This is a genomic window from Corynebacterium sp. MSK204 (assembly GCF_030229885.1).
In the GTDB taxonomy this organism is placed as follows: Bacteria; Actinomycetota; Actinomycetes; order Mycobacteriales; family Mycobacteriaceae; genus Corynebacterium.
The window spans coordinates 38,676-52,264 of sequence record NZ_JASPGQ010000012.1 but is presented as its reverse complement, the minus strand read 5'-3'; the positions used below and the strand labels follow the sequence as shown (position 1 = coordinate 52,264).

Below are 13,589 nucleotides of genomic sequence, written 5' to 3'. Positions count from 1 at the left end.
CCTCGGGTGTTACGTATGGATAACGGCCCGGAGTTCATCAGCCGTGAGCTGGCTAGTTGGGCTGCTAAGCAAGACACTGTCGAGGCGTTCATCCCACCGGGAATGCCATGGCATAACGGGTTTGTGGAGTCCTTCCACAACCGGCTACGCGACGAGCTGTGAGAGGACGAGATATTCGACGACCCCGACCATGCGTCGCGTTGCCTGCGACTGTGGTCGAAGCGCTATAATACCTATCATCCTCATTCGAGCCTAGGGTTTATCCCGCCGACTGAGTACGCCAACCAATGGCACCACCCCCAGGAAGGCACTCAAACCGCCCGGTCTTAAAAACCAGCCCGGCCCACATCGACATGTTTTCCGCCAAGATGCGGTCTTCCACGAGACGGACCACACGGTCCTTCGCATCCTGGTCAAATTTTCTCGGCACGTTCCAGATTTTCCCATCTACTCAAACGGAACAAAACCTGGGACACTTCACACAAGCATTTAGAAACTACTGCTCATCGTTAGGTGTACGCCAGTCCATGGGCGCGGTTGGAACGAGTGCCGATAATGCCCTGGCAGAATCATTTAACGCCACCTTAAAGCGGGAAGTACTGCGTGATAGGAAACTCTTTGAAAGTCCAATCAGCTGCCGCCAGGAAGTCTTTCGGTGGTGCATGGGCTACAACACCCGAAGGCGCCACTCCTGATGCAATCTTGTAGCTCCTGATGTCTTTGAAGCCGAGACTTCAGCTACACTAATTAAAGCAGCACAGCTACCCCGACGTGTCCACATTTCGGGGTCAGACCCTTATGTCGAATTCGCCCAATCGGGCTGGCAACAAAAAATTAAAGAACGCCCTATAGCAATCGTCTTTTGCATCGATCAGATTCCACGAGCGTTCCCGGCAATTCTATGAACGAAAACGCAAAGAAGGCAAAAGACTCAACGCCGCAGCAACCTAAAGTCAACACACCCCCAACAAGCCCACCCACGAAGTTGACAACCTATATAGGAACATCCTCTCGCTCTAGCCGTTTTCGAGCAGCCCAAGGAGCCGTTCGCGCAGCTCATTTTTGCGCTCCACCACCGCGGAGTCATCGCTACCGCTGCGCGGGCGGGGCAAGCCCACTTCAATGTCCTCGATGATGGTGGCCTCTGGCCCCGGCGACATGACCACAATGCGATCCGAGAGCAATACTGCCTCATCCACGTCGTGGGTGACCATGACCACCGTGCGGCGGTTTTCTTCCCACACATTCAACAGCAGCGACTGCAGCTGGCGGCGGGTAAGCGCATCCAACGCGCCGAAGGGTTCATCGAGCAATAAGATATCCGAGCCGATGGCGAAGGCGCGCGCCAAACCGACGCGCTGCTGCATGCCTCCGGATAACCGCGACGGGCGCCGGTCGGCCGCATGGCCCAAGCTGACCTCGTCGAGGAAGTCCTGCGCAATCTTGGTGCGCTCTGCCTTCGACAGCTCCGGGCGGGCCGATCGCAGTCCGAATTCGATATTCCCGCGCGCCGTCATCCAGGGCAGGAGCGCGTGATTTTGAAATACCACGCCGCGGTCTGGACCTGGGCCGGTCACGGCCTCGCCTCGCGCGCGCACCTCGCCGGTAGAGGGAAATGCGAGGCCCGCGATCATATTCAGCATGGTGGATTTGCCGGAGCCCGATGGCCCCAGCAGGGATACGAACTCGCCCTCCCCAATGGATACCGAGGTATCCCCAATGATCTTGGTTGGGCCGTAGCTTTTGGTAATACCAGCAAATTCGATATGGGCTTTAGTCATAGCGCACCACTTTCTGCAGGGAGGCAACGAGGTAATCCAGGGCCAATCCGATGACACCAATAAGCACGATGACCACGACGATGGCGTCAATATCGAGGCGGTTCCACATATTCCAGACAAAGAAACCGACGCCTTGGCCGCCGACGAGCATTTCCGCAGCCACGATGACTAACCAGGCGGTCGATAGCGATTGCCGCATGCCGGTGATAATCCCTGGCAGCGCAGCCGGCCCGACGATGTAGAGGAGCTGTTGCATCCGGTTCGTGCCGAGCGTGGCCGCTAGGTTCTTATACGTGGGGTGAATCCCGCGGACCGCCTCGATGGTATTGAGCAGCGTCGGCCACAAGGCGGAGAGGATGATGACGAAGACGGCGGTATTTTCGGCATCGCGAAGCAGCGCCAGGCCTAGTGGCAGCCATGCCAGCGGGGAGACGGGGCGCAGGATCTGGACAAAGGGATCCGTCGCGCGGCGGAAGGTTGCAGAAGAGCCCAGCCAAAAGCCCAGCGGAATGGCTATCACCATGGCGATGGCAAAGCCAATGAGCACGCGGCGCAAGGAGGCGACCATATGCCAAAGAATGCCCACTGAGGCCGGCCCATCCCGGTAGAAGGGATCCGAAAGAATCTCTACGGCCCTATCCCAGGTGTGCGCGGGAGTGGGGGCGATATCGGAAAGCCAGCCCGCAGCCGCGACCGCCTGCCAGAGGGCGATGAAGGCAATGAAAAGCGCAATACCCAGGCCCATTGCCTTCCACGGGCTCTCCCGCCGCTTCTTCCGGCTGGCGGTGCGGCCCGAATGGGGCGCTGCTGTGTGAGTGTCAGTGGAGTGCGCTGTACTGGTGCTAGCGCTGTCATTTTTTACTGTGGTCATAAGGCAAGAGTCCTTAACGCTGGTATCCGGCGGTGGGGTGCAGGGGATCGAAGCTATGGCCGTTGATTTTCACCGGGTCCGTGGTGAGATCGGCTTCGCGCGGTAAGACGGATTTCGTGACATCTAGCAACGCTTGGTCATCCATCCGCATCGCGCTTCCGCCCAGATCCCAGCGGGCCATTTGGGTGCCCATCCACGTAATTGCGGTGGCGGAGGTGCGGCCGCCAAACTTGATCATCTGTGGATCCACCGTGTCCTTGCCGTCCCAAGTGGTGTAGTTTCCGGCGAGCGCCCGCGAAATCAGCTCTTCCTTCTGGTTCAGGTACTTCTCCTTAGCCAGCATGGACGCCGATTCATGGACGTGGTCTGGGCTATCGACGTACTGCGCGCCTTCCTGCAGCGCCGCGACGACGCGGTCGCGCACGCCCCGGTCCACTTCCTTCGCCACGGCAACCGAGCAGCACGGGTGGTTGTCCCACATCTGGCGGGTGGGAACAAAGGCGCGGCCCGAGCCGGTAGTCAGGGCGCGCTGGTTGAAGGGCTCTGGGCCAATGAAGCCGTCGATGGTGCCGACCGAAAGTTGCGCCACCATATCGGCCGGGCGCAATAGGCGCAGCTCCACATCGGAAACTGGGTCGACCCCGCCGGCCACGAGATAATCGCGCAGCAAGAGGGCATGCACGGAGTACTCAAAGGGAATTCCCAGCACCATGCCCTTCAGGTCCGCTGGCCGCGACACGGTATCCAGGTGAGAGGTGGACAAGGTCAGTGCCTGCCCGTTGGTGTTTTGCGTAAAGGCTAACTCGGTGGGCCGGGAGGCGTTGGTGGCACCGGCATCAATGGCTAGCGGCATGGGCGAGAGCATGTGCGCTACGTCTAAGGCGCCGGTGGCATAGGCGGTCCAGAGATCTGCCCACCCCGCGAATTTGCGCAGCTCAACGTTGAGGCCCTGCTTTGCGAAGGCGCCCAGGCCATCGGCGGCGACCAGCGGGGACGCGCACGCGATGGGCACGAATCCGATGGTGAGGGTTTCCCCGCCCTGCCCGGATGTCCCGGACTGGGCATTGTCCTCCTGCCGCGGCGAGGAACACGCAGAGAGGACCTGCGAGCCCACTGCTACCCCGCCCATTGCTACTGCGCTGCGCAGTATCTGCCGTCGCGACAGCTTCCGATTGTGAACCATGCGTTCTTTCTTAACTAGACCAAGTGGTTTGTTCAGAACGAACCTAGGCCGGGCGCACTACGGTGTCAATTTCTAAATTCACAGGTCAGCAAATGCGGTGCACACATTTATATTCACTCTAGACCTGGCATTCTCTACAAAATAGACCCCTTGTTCTAGATTTATATTTGCCTTCGCGTTACCATGGCGCCATCAGTTAATAAACATCTGATACAAGGAGCAATTTAATGTCTGATCTCACCCCAAACCACAACGAAGGCGACGCTCTCGAGCCCATCGACGGCGAGAAGCTCAACGACCTAGCACAGAAGAACATCGACAACCCTGAGGGTGCCAAGAAGCACGTCCGCACCCACACCGAGGCTGACGGTTTCTTCCGCAATAACACCACCGTGCGCGACCACACCATCAAGGTGGGCGAGCCTTTGCCGCTGCTTGGCGATGACTCCGCACCCAACCCCACCGAGGTCGCTCAGGCCGGTCTTGGCGCCTGCATCAACGTTGGCATCCAGGCCATCGCTCAGCACCGCGGCGTTACCCTGACCAAGCTGGAGCTCGACATCGTTGGCGACATCGACCTCTCCCCAACCTGGGGCGTTGGTGACTTGGGCGAGGACAAGCGCCCGGGCGTTTCCGACGTCAACGTTAAGGTCAATATCGACGGCGACGCCGACAAGGAGACCCTGCAGAAGATCGTGGACGACGCCATCAAGTGGTCCCCGGTTGTTAATACCTACACCCGCCCGGCCAACCTCACCCACGAGTTGGTCTAAGGTTTAGATAGATAAAAGCGCCTGGCAAGTGCCAGGCGCTTTTTCTTATGCTTTTAGGCGCAACTACAGGTGCTGCCACGATTCCCGGAGGCGCTCGAACCACCACTCGCGGCGTTCGGCCGGCGCGGCTAGGTCGGACAGGCGGTCCGGTTCTGGGGCGAGGATCTCGGCGCGCAGGTGCCCGTCGTGTAGCTGGCGTGGCGCGGTGACGTCTTCCTCAAAAAGGCTGCCCGTGGCCAGGCCCGCTGCGGCCGGGGTAACGTCGATGTCCTCGTCATCATAGATTTGCGGCAACGCCGCCACCGCCGCCAAGCCCATATTGATGCCGATGGAGGTATCCAGCGCCGAGGCCACTGTAATATCCATGTGCCGTTCGCGCAGGTGCTGTGCCACCTCGAGGACGCGGCGCACCCCGCCCAGCGGTGCAGGTTTAACCACTGCTACATCGGCCGCCTGCAGATCCGCCACGCGGTATGGATCCTCAACCTTGCGAATGGATTCATCCGCGGCCACGCGCACAAAAAGCCCGTTGCGCATGAGCTGCCTGCGCACCTCCACCAGTTCTTCCGCGCTCGCGCAGGGTTGCTCCATATAGTCCAGCGGCATGAGTGCCTGGGCGGCCTCTACCGCTTCGGCCACACTCCAGCCGCCATTGGCATCCACGCGCAGCACCGGGATAACCCCCCGGGCGCTGACGTGCTCGCGAACGGCGTGGACGCGCGCAATGTCATCGGCAAGCGTCTGGCCTTTCTCCGCCACCTTGATCTTGAACGTCCGGCAGCCGGGGTAGCGATCCACAATCGCGGGTACCTCGCTGGCGGGAACGGCGGGAATGGTGGCGTTGACCTCTACCCACTCTCGGACTGGCTCCGGAAATCCCTCGTAAGCGGCCTCCAACCCGGCGCGCAGCCACGCGGCCGATTCCGCGGGCCCGTATTCCAGGAACGGCGCAAATTCACCCCAACCGGCTGGCCCATCAATAAGCAACGCCTCTCGCGTGGTGATGCCGCGAAACTTCACGGCCAGCGGGAGGGAGACTACGTGGGCGCGGTCGAGAACGTCATCGATGTTCATAGGCTCATGGTAGCTGGCACGCCGCTCGCGCTGCGGACCACAACCCATTGACCCCAGCCCCCACCCCGGCTACGTTGGTTCCTACCTACCCCTGAAGGAGGAACCATGTTACTGGCAGAGGCATTAGCAGAGCGCGCCCAGGCGCAGGACCGGCTCAATGAGCTGCGCGAGCGTCTACTTTCCGTCGTACGCGTGCAGGAGGGCGATACCCCGGACGAGGATCCGGCCGAGCTTTTGCGCGAGTTGGAGGGCATTACCGGGCGCATCGATAAGCTCGTGCAGGCCATCAATGCCACGAACGTGGCCACGGATTTTGATGGCGAGAAGAACCTGATGCAGGCCCTTGCGCTTCGCGATGGCCTCGTGCGCACCCGCCGCATCTACCACGACCTCGCCCAAGCCGCGGGCGCGCGGCAGGACCGCTATTCCCGCGCGGAGATTAAGTTTGTGGCCACGCTGCCGGTAGCAGAGCTGCGCAAGCGGGTCGATGACCTGTCCAAGCAGTTCCGGGAGCTTGATACCCGCATCCAGCAGTTGAACTGGAATACGGAACTGATAACTCCATAGCGAAGCTTTAGTCATGCCACGCCGCGCGCGTGGCGGTAGCCTTTACGCACATGCAGCGAGTATGCCCCCGCCTTCGAGGGGAAATTCGAGGACATGTAGGCACCCTTTGGCGTTAAAGGGTTGAGGGAGTTCGAGTCTTCCCACAGTATTGATGACCGCGCCAGCATAGGGTACACGGGTACATTGCGGGATAACCCCTCGCAGTTATTGAGTATCGATTATTACCAGCATGCTGGGCAGTGCGTAGAGGTGAGGGTTGGGAATGGGGACTAAACTTTTCGCGCCCACTATGCTGGGCGCTATGAGCGAGCAGAAGAAATACAGCACCGAAAATCCGTTCCGCGAGGAATTGTGGCGCCCGGTTGAGGGCTTTGGGGATCTCACGGACGTCACCTACCACCGCCTGGCGGCGGACGGCCGGAAGAATGGCATCGTGCGCATCGCCATCGACAGGCCCGAGGTGCGCAATGCCTTCCGGCCACACACCGTAGATGAGCTGTATCGCACCTTGGATCACGCCCGCCGCACCCCGGATGTGGGCACGATCTTGCTTACTGGCAATGGGCCCTCGCAAAAGGATGGCGGCTGGGCGTTTTGTTCCGGCGGTGACCAGCGCATTCGCGGCCGGTCGGGGTATCGCTACGCCACCGAGCACGCCCACGATGATGCGACGGCGGATGAATCCAGCGTCGACGAGGCCCGCGCCAAGGTCGAAGGCGGCCGCCTGCACATCCTGGAGGTCCAACGGCTTATCCGCACCATGCCCAAGGTGGTTATCGCCGTGGTCAATGGGTGGGCCGCCGGCGGCGGGCACTCGCTGCACGTGGTCTGCGATATGACCGTGGCCTCCCGCCAGGAGGCGCGCTTTAAGCAGACGGATGCGGACGTCGGATCCTTCGATGCGGGCTATGGCTCGGCCTACCTGGCCAAGATGGTGGGCCAGAAATTCGCCCGCGAGATCTTCTTTTTGGGCCGCACCTACGATGCCCAGCGCATGTATGAGATGGGCGCGGTCAATGAGGTCGCAGACCACGGCGAGCTCGAGGACACCGCCATCCGCATGGGCCAGGAAATCAATATGAAATCCCCCACCGCCCAGCGCATGCTGAAATTCGCATTCAACCTTACCGATGATGGCCTGATGGGCCAGCAGGTCTTCGCCGGCGAGGCCACCCGCCTGGCTTATATGACCGATGAGGCCGTCGAGGGCAAGCAGTCCTTCCTGGACAAGCGCGAGCCTAACTGGGACGAATTCCCCTATTACTACTAAGGAGTGCCCCGCACCGTGCTCATCGCATTTTGTATCCTGCTTGCGATCCTCGCCGTCGGGGGCGTTCTCGGCTCGCGCGTGTGGATGCTGCGCCGCATTAAAGAAGCCGAGGCCAATAACGAGCGGCCCTTTGATCAAGAGGACACGTACCGCTGATTCCCGCATCGACTCACCCCGGCCGCAACCGGGCTTTGTCCCGCCGTAGCCTTAAGATCTACTGCCGTGACTATCCTCGCCCCCTTGCCCGTTGATCCGCATGACCCCGCGGCCATCCTGCCGGACCTCGAATCAGCCATTGCCGGTAGGTCCTGCTTTTTGCCGCTGCCGCTTGCCGATGCCACCCGCGCCACCCTCCTGCGCAATTCCCAACGCGCCGGCGAGCCCATCGCCGCGGACATCGCGCTCGTGGTCTCCACCTCAGGGTCCACCGGCACCCCAAAGGGCGCTCAACTAACGCCGGCCAACCTGGTCGCCAGCGCCGATGCCACCCACCAGGTCCTCGGTGGCCCTGGGCAATGGCTCTTGGCGATGCCCGCCCACCACATCGCCGGCATCCAAGTCCTCGTCCGTTCCCTGGTGGCCGGGGTGGATCCGCTCTGCCTCGATCTCAGCGCAGGCTTTAATATCTCCGCCTTCGCCCGCGCCGCCGCGGAGCTCTCCCGCACCGGTGATCGCACCTACACCGCGCTGACCCCGCTGCAACTGGCCAAGGCCATGGATACACCGGAAGGTATCGACGCGCTCCAGAGTTTCGATGCCATCTTGGTGGGCGGGGCCGCCATCCACCCGCGCCTGCACGCCGCGGCCACGGAGCGGGGCATCACTATCACCACCACCTACGGTTCCTCCGAAACCGCCGGCGGCTGCGTCTACGATGGCCGCCCCCTGCCCGGGACGACCGCCCGCGTCCAAGACGGCCGCATCCTACTCGGCGGGCCCACCATCGCGCAGGGCTACCGCAACGCCCCAAGCCACGAGGCGTTTCCCGGAAACGGGTGGTTTGCCACTTCCGATGCCGGCGTCATCGAAGATGGCATCCTCACCGTAACCGGACGCCTCGATAATGTCATCGACTCCGGTGGGCTCAAGCTGCACCCAGAGGTCTTGGAACGCGAGATCCTCCGCGTGCCGGGTGTTGAGGAGGCGTGTGTCGTCGGTATCCCGCACCCGCGGCTGGGCCAGGCCATCGTGGCCGCCTATACCGGTAATGCCGAGCTTGGCGATATCTTCGAAGCCCTCGAAGACGCCGAACTTCCCCGCTGGCAGCTGCCTAAGGACTTAAAGCGCCTCGCGGACTTTCCCACCACCGGCCCCGGCAAGATCGACCGCCAGGCCGTTGCCGCCCTCTTTAGCGCCTAACCTCCACCGCGGGCCCCGGCCTCGACTCCGGCCTCGGCCCCGGCTTCCTGATTGCTAAACGCTGCCAGCCCAGTGGCACAATGGTGGCTATGACTTCATCAGCCGGTAATTATTCCGCTACCGCACAGGATTGGATCAATGGCGCCCGCCCGCATACGTGGGCTAATGCCTTCGCACCCGTTATCGCCGGTACGGGCGCGGCCTTCGGCATTAATAGCGGGCATATCGGCCGCGCGGTGCTCGCGCTCATCGTGGCGTGGGCGCTTATCATCGGCGTGAACTTTGCCAATGACCATTCCGATGGTATCCGCGGTACCGATGATGACCGCACCGGCCCGCAGCGCCTGACCGGCAGCGGGCTTGCGCAGCCGCGCCACGTGAAATACGCCGCCTTTGGCTGCTTTGCCGTCGCCGGTCTGGCCGGAATCTTCCTGTCGCTGGCCGCTGGTGCCTGGTGGCTCATCCTCATCGGTGCGCTGTGCATCGCCGGCGCGTGGTTTTATACCGGCGGCAAGAACCCCTACGGCTACCGCGGCCTGGGCGAGGTCGCCGTCTTTATATTCTTCGGCCTCGTCGCCGTGCTCGGCACCGAATTTACCCAAGCCGGTCGCATTTCTTGGACGGGCCTGGCCCTCGCCATCGGCATCGGCGCCATGAGCTCCGGGGTGAACCTGGCCAATAATATCCGCGATATTCCCTCCGATGCCGAGGCCGGCAAGATCACCCTCGCGGTGCGGCTGGGCAATAAGAACGCCCGCCTGCTCTTTACCGGCCTGCTGCTGTTGCCCTTCATACTCACCATCGCGGTCGCCTTTGGCAGCTGGCTCGCGCTCGCAGGCCTGGTCTACTTCCCGTTTGCACTCCGCGCGGTGCGCACCGTCAACCGCGGCGCCACCGGACCCCAGCTCATCCCCGTGCTAGGGCTGACCGGGCGCGCCATGCTCATCTGGGCAGTCATCGAGGCCATCGCCGTCGCCCTCGTCTAGTCAAGGGCCAGGCTTGCGCGCCTAGGCCTCCGCGCGGCCTTCCAATTCGGCTTGCACCCAGCGCTTGTGCGCCTTGCGCTGCGCGGAGTATTCCGCCAGCGTCTGCGTGGCCTCGATGCGCCAGTTTTTAAACATCAGCATCGATAGCGGCAGGGCAACAAAGAGCGCCAGGAGCGCTGCCATGAGGACGGGGATGGGGAAACCAATCGCTACCGCCAGCAGCTCAATGACCGCGGTGAGCGCGATAAAAAGCACCACGCGCGCGAGCCCGTATTTCCAAAGCGCCTTGCGGGAGCGACGGCGCAGTTCGGGGTCCGGTTTCGGTGGCTCAGGGTTGTGCGTCATGGGGGTCGATTGTACGCCGTACAGGTAGAATAATCTGCATGGGTCGACTAATCCTCCTACTGCTTTTTGTCCTCGCCGCCTACCTGGTGTGGAAGGCCTTTGGGCCATCATCCTGGAAGTCCCGCCAGGTTGAAGAACAACCGCGTTCCATCAAGGGCCCCGATGATGACGAGGAGTTCCTGTGGAACCTGGAAAAGGAGCGCTTCAAGCAGCGCCGCAAACAGGAGGTCGAGGAAGAAAAACGCCGCCAGCGCCGCACTCGCGACGCCGACGGCAACAATGGTTCAAAGGGCCAAGAAGACAACCAGGATTAATCCTTTGGCACGAACCGCATCTCCAAGCCCAGCGCTTCTGCCACGGCGGTAACCTTTTCCCACCGCACGCCTGCCCCACCGTGTTCGATGGTGTGGAGGGTGGAGCGGGAGATGTGGGCGGCATCGGCAAGCTGCTGCTGGACGATGCCCAACTCACGCCGCCGCTGCGCAATCTGCGCGCCCAAGCCCAGGATGAGCTCGTTATCGCCGGCGGGCTTTCCCTGCTTATTGCGCGGGCTATGGTTGGTGGCCATTTAGTTCAGCCCCGCATAGGAGTGCAGGCCGGAGACCACCATATTGATGAAGAAGAGGTTGAATACCATCGCCGCCATGGCCAAAACGTTGATCCACGGCGCCGCCTTGCGGAAGGCCGGGGTGGCGCGCGCATGCAGGTAGGCCGCATAAAGAATCCAGGTGGCAAAGGACATGGTTTCCTTCGGATCCCAGCCCCAGAAGCGACCCCACGCGGATTCGGCCCAGATGGCACCCAAGATGATGCCTAGGCCCAGGGTGGGCAGGGTGATAACGGCCAAGCGGTACGCCAAGCGGTCAATCTTGGCCGCGGATGGCAGCGGATAAGCCAGAGCACCAAAAATGCCACGCTCCGCGTTCTTTGGCTGCCACTGGCGCAACAGGGTCAATAGCGAGATGATGCCGGAAATGATGCCGATGGACGCGCCCAAGGACACCACCGTGACGTGAATGGGCAGCCAGTGCGATTGCAGGGCCGGCACCACAGGTGCGGACTCCGCATACAGCTTGGTAGACCCGTAAAACATCAGCGCCAGCACTGGGGTAAGGATCCACGGCCAGACCGTGCGCCATTCCTTGCGCTGCATGGCGATATTGCCCACCAAGAGCACGCCGAAGGACACCATCAACACGTACTCGTAAAGGTTGCCAAACGGGAAACGCCCCGTGGCCAGCCCGCGCAGCACGATAGCCGCGGCGTGCAGGGCAATGCCCACCCACATCAGCGAGCTGGTCATGCCGCCAAGCTTATCCAGCTTGCGTTCCTTGTCCGCGACTTCTTCCTCGCTCAAGGTTGCAGCCGCAGACGACGCCTCAGCCTCGTAGTCGGTGCCGACATCCGTTGCGCCCGTGCCGGTTGCAGCGTCAGCACCGGTATCGCCGCCGCCAGCTCCGGCGGCGGGAGCAGCCGCGGCACCAGCCTCGGCTCCAGCGCCGACCAATACCTTGGACGCCTCCGAGCGGTTGACGCGGTGCGCCTCGATAAGGCTGCGTATGCGGCCGTAGTACAACAGCGACATAAGAAGCGCGACGCAGTACACCACGAATGCGGTCTGCACCGCGAGATCCGAGAAGTTCGACAGATTCTGATCGATCTGCAAGGGAGTCCACCTAGCCTTCACACGTGCGGGATGATGCTGATTACCTTACTCATGCACACAGCGGGATCCAACTATAGTTGGATTACTCATCAGTATAGAGTTTGTCTTCTTCCACCTCATCTGGATCCGGAAGCTCCAAGAGCGCGCGGTGCAGCTCATGGAATTCCTCGGACCAGCCGGCGCGGTCGGTGCGGGCGAGACCACCCATCTCAATGGTGGTGCCGCCGGCGGAATCCGGCCGCAGGCGAATATAGACGCGGCGGCGCTTAATCATCAACGAGGCCACCAGGGATACCAACATGATTAGCGCGGATGCCAGCACCCACTTCTGGAATGGGTCATAGGAGACCTGATAATTGGCAAACTCGTTGGCGCCGTTGAAGGTGATCTTGGTGCCATCGTCAAGCGTGACGTCATCGCCTTGGCTCAGGTTCACGCGGTCGATCTTCTGCAGCTGCCCGGAGTGTACGAGGCTTGAATCCAGCGAAAAGAGCGACTGCGGCGTACCGGTATCGAGGCCAGCATCGCCGCGGTAAATATCGACCGCCAGCGCCGGATCATTCAGGCCCGGGTGAGAGGACTGCAAAAGCTTGCCGTTCTCACCGCTCCACTCGGCCGTTGGGGCGAAGAGGCCCTGGATGGCCAGCTGGTTTTGGCGGCGCTCGAAAAGATCCGGGTACATGCCCGCCGGCGGGTCAAAGCGCAGCACGCCCGAAGACAGGAAGAAGGTCGTGTCAGTGGGCTGGAATTGAATGGTCTGCGTGCGCTTTTCACCATCCGGCCACTCCACGGTCACCGTCGGCGCATAGCCGTGGCCCTGCAGGTAGACGCGGTTTTGTGCCAGGCGCAGCGGGTGGTTGACCTTGAGCTCGTAGTCCTTCCATTCGGAAGGATCCTTATAAATATCGTCGCCTTCCGCATAAGAGACATTGGAGGTAAACATCTCCGCCTGGCCATTGGGCAGGTACTTCGCGGTGAAGTCGTGCGCGGTCATGCAGAAGGGGTGGAGCCCGGTGCCATCGAAAAGCGGCCCTGCCCGGAAGGAGTCAAAGTTCGAGGTGGAGGTATTACAGAACTCCGTGGACTGCTCCAGCGAGGTATTGCCGCCCTGCGAGCCGGATTCCGTAACCACGATGACCTGGCCCTCGTAGTTGACCAGGCGGCCGGCGGCCACGGTGACCAAGATCGCCACCAGGGCGACGTGGAAAATGAGGTTGGCCAGCTCGCGGCCGTAGCCGCGCTCAGCGGAAAAGGCGTGCACCCCGGCGCGGTCCTCATTCGGGGTGTATTCTGCCACGCGCCACTTTTTCAGGCGCTTGTGGATCTCCGCGCTGAGTTCTTCCTCGCTCTTATCCGAATGCCCCTCGGCGCTTAGCGGCAGGCGGTGCAGGTACTTCGGCGCGCGCGTGGGCTGTGTGCGCCACGCCTTGTAGTGATCGATCGAGCGCGGAATGATGCAGCCAATGAGCGAGACCGCCAACAGCAGGAAGATGGCTTGGAACCAGATGGAGGAAAAGACATCAAAAAGCTGCAGCTTATCGTAGATTTCCGCCACGGTGCCATTGGATTCGATGAACTCCTGCACGTTCTGCTCGTTCAGATCGCGCTGCGGCAAGAGGGAGCCGGGGATGGCGGCGAGCGCCAGCAGGAAAAGCAGGGCCAGCGCGGTGCGCATGCTGGTAAGCCAGCGCCAGGCTTTGCGGATATATTTCAC

General features: G+C 61.7%; 16 protein-coding genes and 3 pseudogenes. 10 read left to right on the top strand and 9 right to left on the bottom strand.

All coding sequences use genetic code 11. The features are described 5' to 3' along the window. The first annotated feature begins 15 nt into the window (after positions 1-15). Positions 16-330: pseudogene (locus tag QP908_RS08595) on the top strand (integrase core domain-containing protein). On the opposite strand, the gene QP908_RS08590 reads toward QP908_RS08595, so the two are convergent. Beyond that, positions 260-430 (bottom strand): hypothetical protein, encoded by a 171-nt coding sequence (locus tag QP908_RS08590; RefSeq protein WP_284772093.1) that lies wholly within the window; start codon positions 428-430, stop codon positions 260-262. The pseudogene QP908_RS08595 and the gene QP908_RS08590 overlap by 71 nt on opposite strands. A gap of 76 nt (positions 431-506) precedes the next feature. Between QP908_RS08590 and QP908_RS08585 the strand changes: the two are divergent. Further along, positions 507-695 (top strand): annotated as a pseudogene (locus QP908_RS08585) (integrase core domain-containing protein); the annotation flags it as partial. A gap of 91 nt (positions 696-786) precedes the next feature. Further along, positions 787-942 (top strand): annotated as a pseudogene (locus tag QP908_RS08580) (IS110 family transposase); the annotation flags it as partial. Positions 943-1,016: 74 nt separating this feature from the next. Here QP908_RS08580 and QP908_RS08575 read toward each other — a convergent pair. From QP908_RS08575 to QP908_RS08565, 3 genes are read right to left on the bottom strand one after another with little or no spacing between them, the layout of a single operon-like run. Next, on the bottom strand, positions 1,017-1,781 hold the full coding sequence (locus QP908_RS08575; protein WP_239268784.1) for an ABC transporter ATP-binding protein: 765 nt from the start codon (positions 1,779-1,781) through the stop codon (positions 1,017-1,019). Further along, positions 1,774-2,652 (bottom strand): ABC transporter permease, encoded by an 879-nt coding sequence (locus QP908_RS08570; RefSeq protein ID WP_239268786.1) that lies wholly within the window; start codon positions 2,650-2,652, stop codon positions 1,774-1,776. The genes QP908_RS08575 and QP908_RS08570 overlap by 8 nt, the downstream gene beginning before the upstream one ends. Before the next feature lie 13 nt (positions 2,653-2,665). Then, positions 2,666-3,835, bottom strand: coding sequence for an ABC transporter substrate-binding protein (locus QP908_RS08565; RefSeq protein WP_284772087.1), 1,170 nt, complete (start codon positions 3,833-3,835; stop codon positions 2,666-2,668). Positions 3,836-4,062: 227 nt separating this feature from the next. On the opposite strand from QP908_RS08565, the gene QP908_RS08560 reads away from it, so the two are divergent. Then, positions 4,063-4,608 (top strand): OsmC family protein, encoded by a 546-nt coding sequence (locus tag QP908_RS08560; protein WP_239268790.1) that lies wholly within the window; start codon positions 4,063-4,065, stop codon positions 4,606-4,608. A 63-nt stretch (positions 4,609-4,671) separates the two neighbouring features. On the opposite strand, the gene QP908_RS08555 is transcribed toward QP908_RS08560, so the two are convergent. Further along, positions 4,672-5,682 carry an o-succinylbenzoate synthase gene (locus QP908_RS08555; protein WP_284772086.1) on the bottom strand — a complete coding sequence of 337 codons (1,011 nt, stop codon included), beginning with the start codon at positions 5,680-5,682 and terminating at the stop codon, positions 4,672-4,674. A gap of 105 nt (positions 5,683-5,787) precedes the next feature. On the opposite strand from QP908_RS08555, the gene QP908_RS08550 reads away from it, so the two are divergent. The 5 genes from QP908_RS08550 (at position 5,788) to QP908_RS08530 (ending at position 9,864) form a co-directional block, all read left to right on the top strand. After that, entirely contained in the window at positions 5,788-6,249 is a 462-nt protein-coding gene (locus QP908_RS08550) for a DIP1984 family protein (RefSeq protein WP_239268794.1), read from the top strand. Between the two features lie 301 nt (positions 6,250-6,550). After that, the gene (locus QP908_RS08545; protein WP_239268796.1) at positions 6,551-7,519 is read left to right on the top strand and encodes a 1,4-dihydroxy-2-naphthoyl-CoA synthase; all 969 of its coding nucleotides are present in this window, start codon (positions 6,551-6,553) and stop codon (positions 7,517-7,519) included. Between the two features lie 15 nt (positions 7,520-7,534). Further along, positions 7,535-7,675: a hypothetical protein gene (locus QP908_RS08540; RefSeq protein WP_023025121.1), complete on the top strand. Its 141-nt coding sequence runs from the start codon at positions 7,535-7,537 to the stop codon at positions 7,673-7,675. Between the two features lie 66 nt (positions 7,676-7,741). Continuing rightward, positions 7,742-8,878 carry an o-succinylbenzoate--CoA ligase gene (gene menE, locus QP908_RS08535; protein WP_239268798.1) on the top strand — a complete coding sequence of 379 codons (1,137 nt, stop codon included), beginning with the start codon at positions 7,742-7,744 and terminating at the stop codon, positions 8,876-8,878. An 80-nt stretch (positions 8,879-8,958) separates the two neighbouring features. Continuing rightward, positions 8,959-9,864 (top strand): 1,4-dihydroxy-2-naphthoate polyprenyltransferase, encoded by a 906-nt coding sequence (locus tag QP908_RS08530; RefSeq protein ID WP_239268800.1) that lies wholly within the window; start codon positions 8,959-8,961, stop codon positions 9,862-9,864. A gap of 21 nt (positions 9,865-9,885) precedes the next feature. Here QP908_RS08530 and QP908_RS08525 read toward each other — a convergent pair whose 3' ends face one another. Continuing rightward, positions 9,886-10,209, bottom strand: coding sequence for a DUF4229 domain-containing protein (locus tag QP908_RS08525; protein ID WP_239268802.1), 324 nt, complete (start codon positions 10,207-10,209; stop codon positions 9,886-9,888). Between the two features lie 38 nt (positions 10,210-10,247). Between QP908_RS08525 and QP908_RS08520 the strand changes: the two genes are divergently transcribed. Next, the gene (locus QP908_RS08520) at positions 10,248-10,523 is read left to right on the top strand and encodes a hypothetical protein (RefSeq protein ID WP_239268804.1); all 276 of its coding nucleotides are present in this window, start codon (positions 10,248-10,250) and stop codon (positions 10,521-10,523) included. Here QP908_RS08520 and QP908_RS08515 read toward each other — a convergent pair. The 3 genes from QP908_RS08515 to QP908_RS08505 all read right to left on the bottom strand — a co-directional run bounded on the left by QP908_RS08515 (position 10,520) and on the right by QP908_RS08505 (position 13,589). Further along, positions 10,520-10,777, bottom strand: coding sequence for a helix-turn-helix domain-containing protein (locus QP908_RS08515; RefSeq protein ID WP_239268805.1), 258 nt, complete (start codon positions 10,775-10,777; stop codon positions 10,520-10,522). The genes QP908_RS08520 and QP908_RS08515 overlap by 4 nt on opposite strands. After that, positions 10,778-11,875: a c-type cytochrome biogenesis protein CcsB gene (ccsB, locus tag QP908_RS08510; RefSeq protein WP_239268806.1), complete on the bottom strand. Its 1,098-nt coding sequence runs from the start codon at positions 11,873-11,875 to the stop codon at positions 10,778-10,780. It lies immediately after the preceding gene. Positions 11,876-11,957: 82 nt separating this feature from the next. Beyond that, positions 11,958-13,589 carry a cytochrome c biogenesis protein ResB gene (locus tag QP908_RS08505; RefSeq protein ID WP_239268808.1) on the bottom strand — a complete coding sequence of 544 codons (1,632 nt, stop codon included), beginning with the start codon at positions 13,587-13,589 and terminating at the stop codon, positions 11,958-11,960.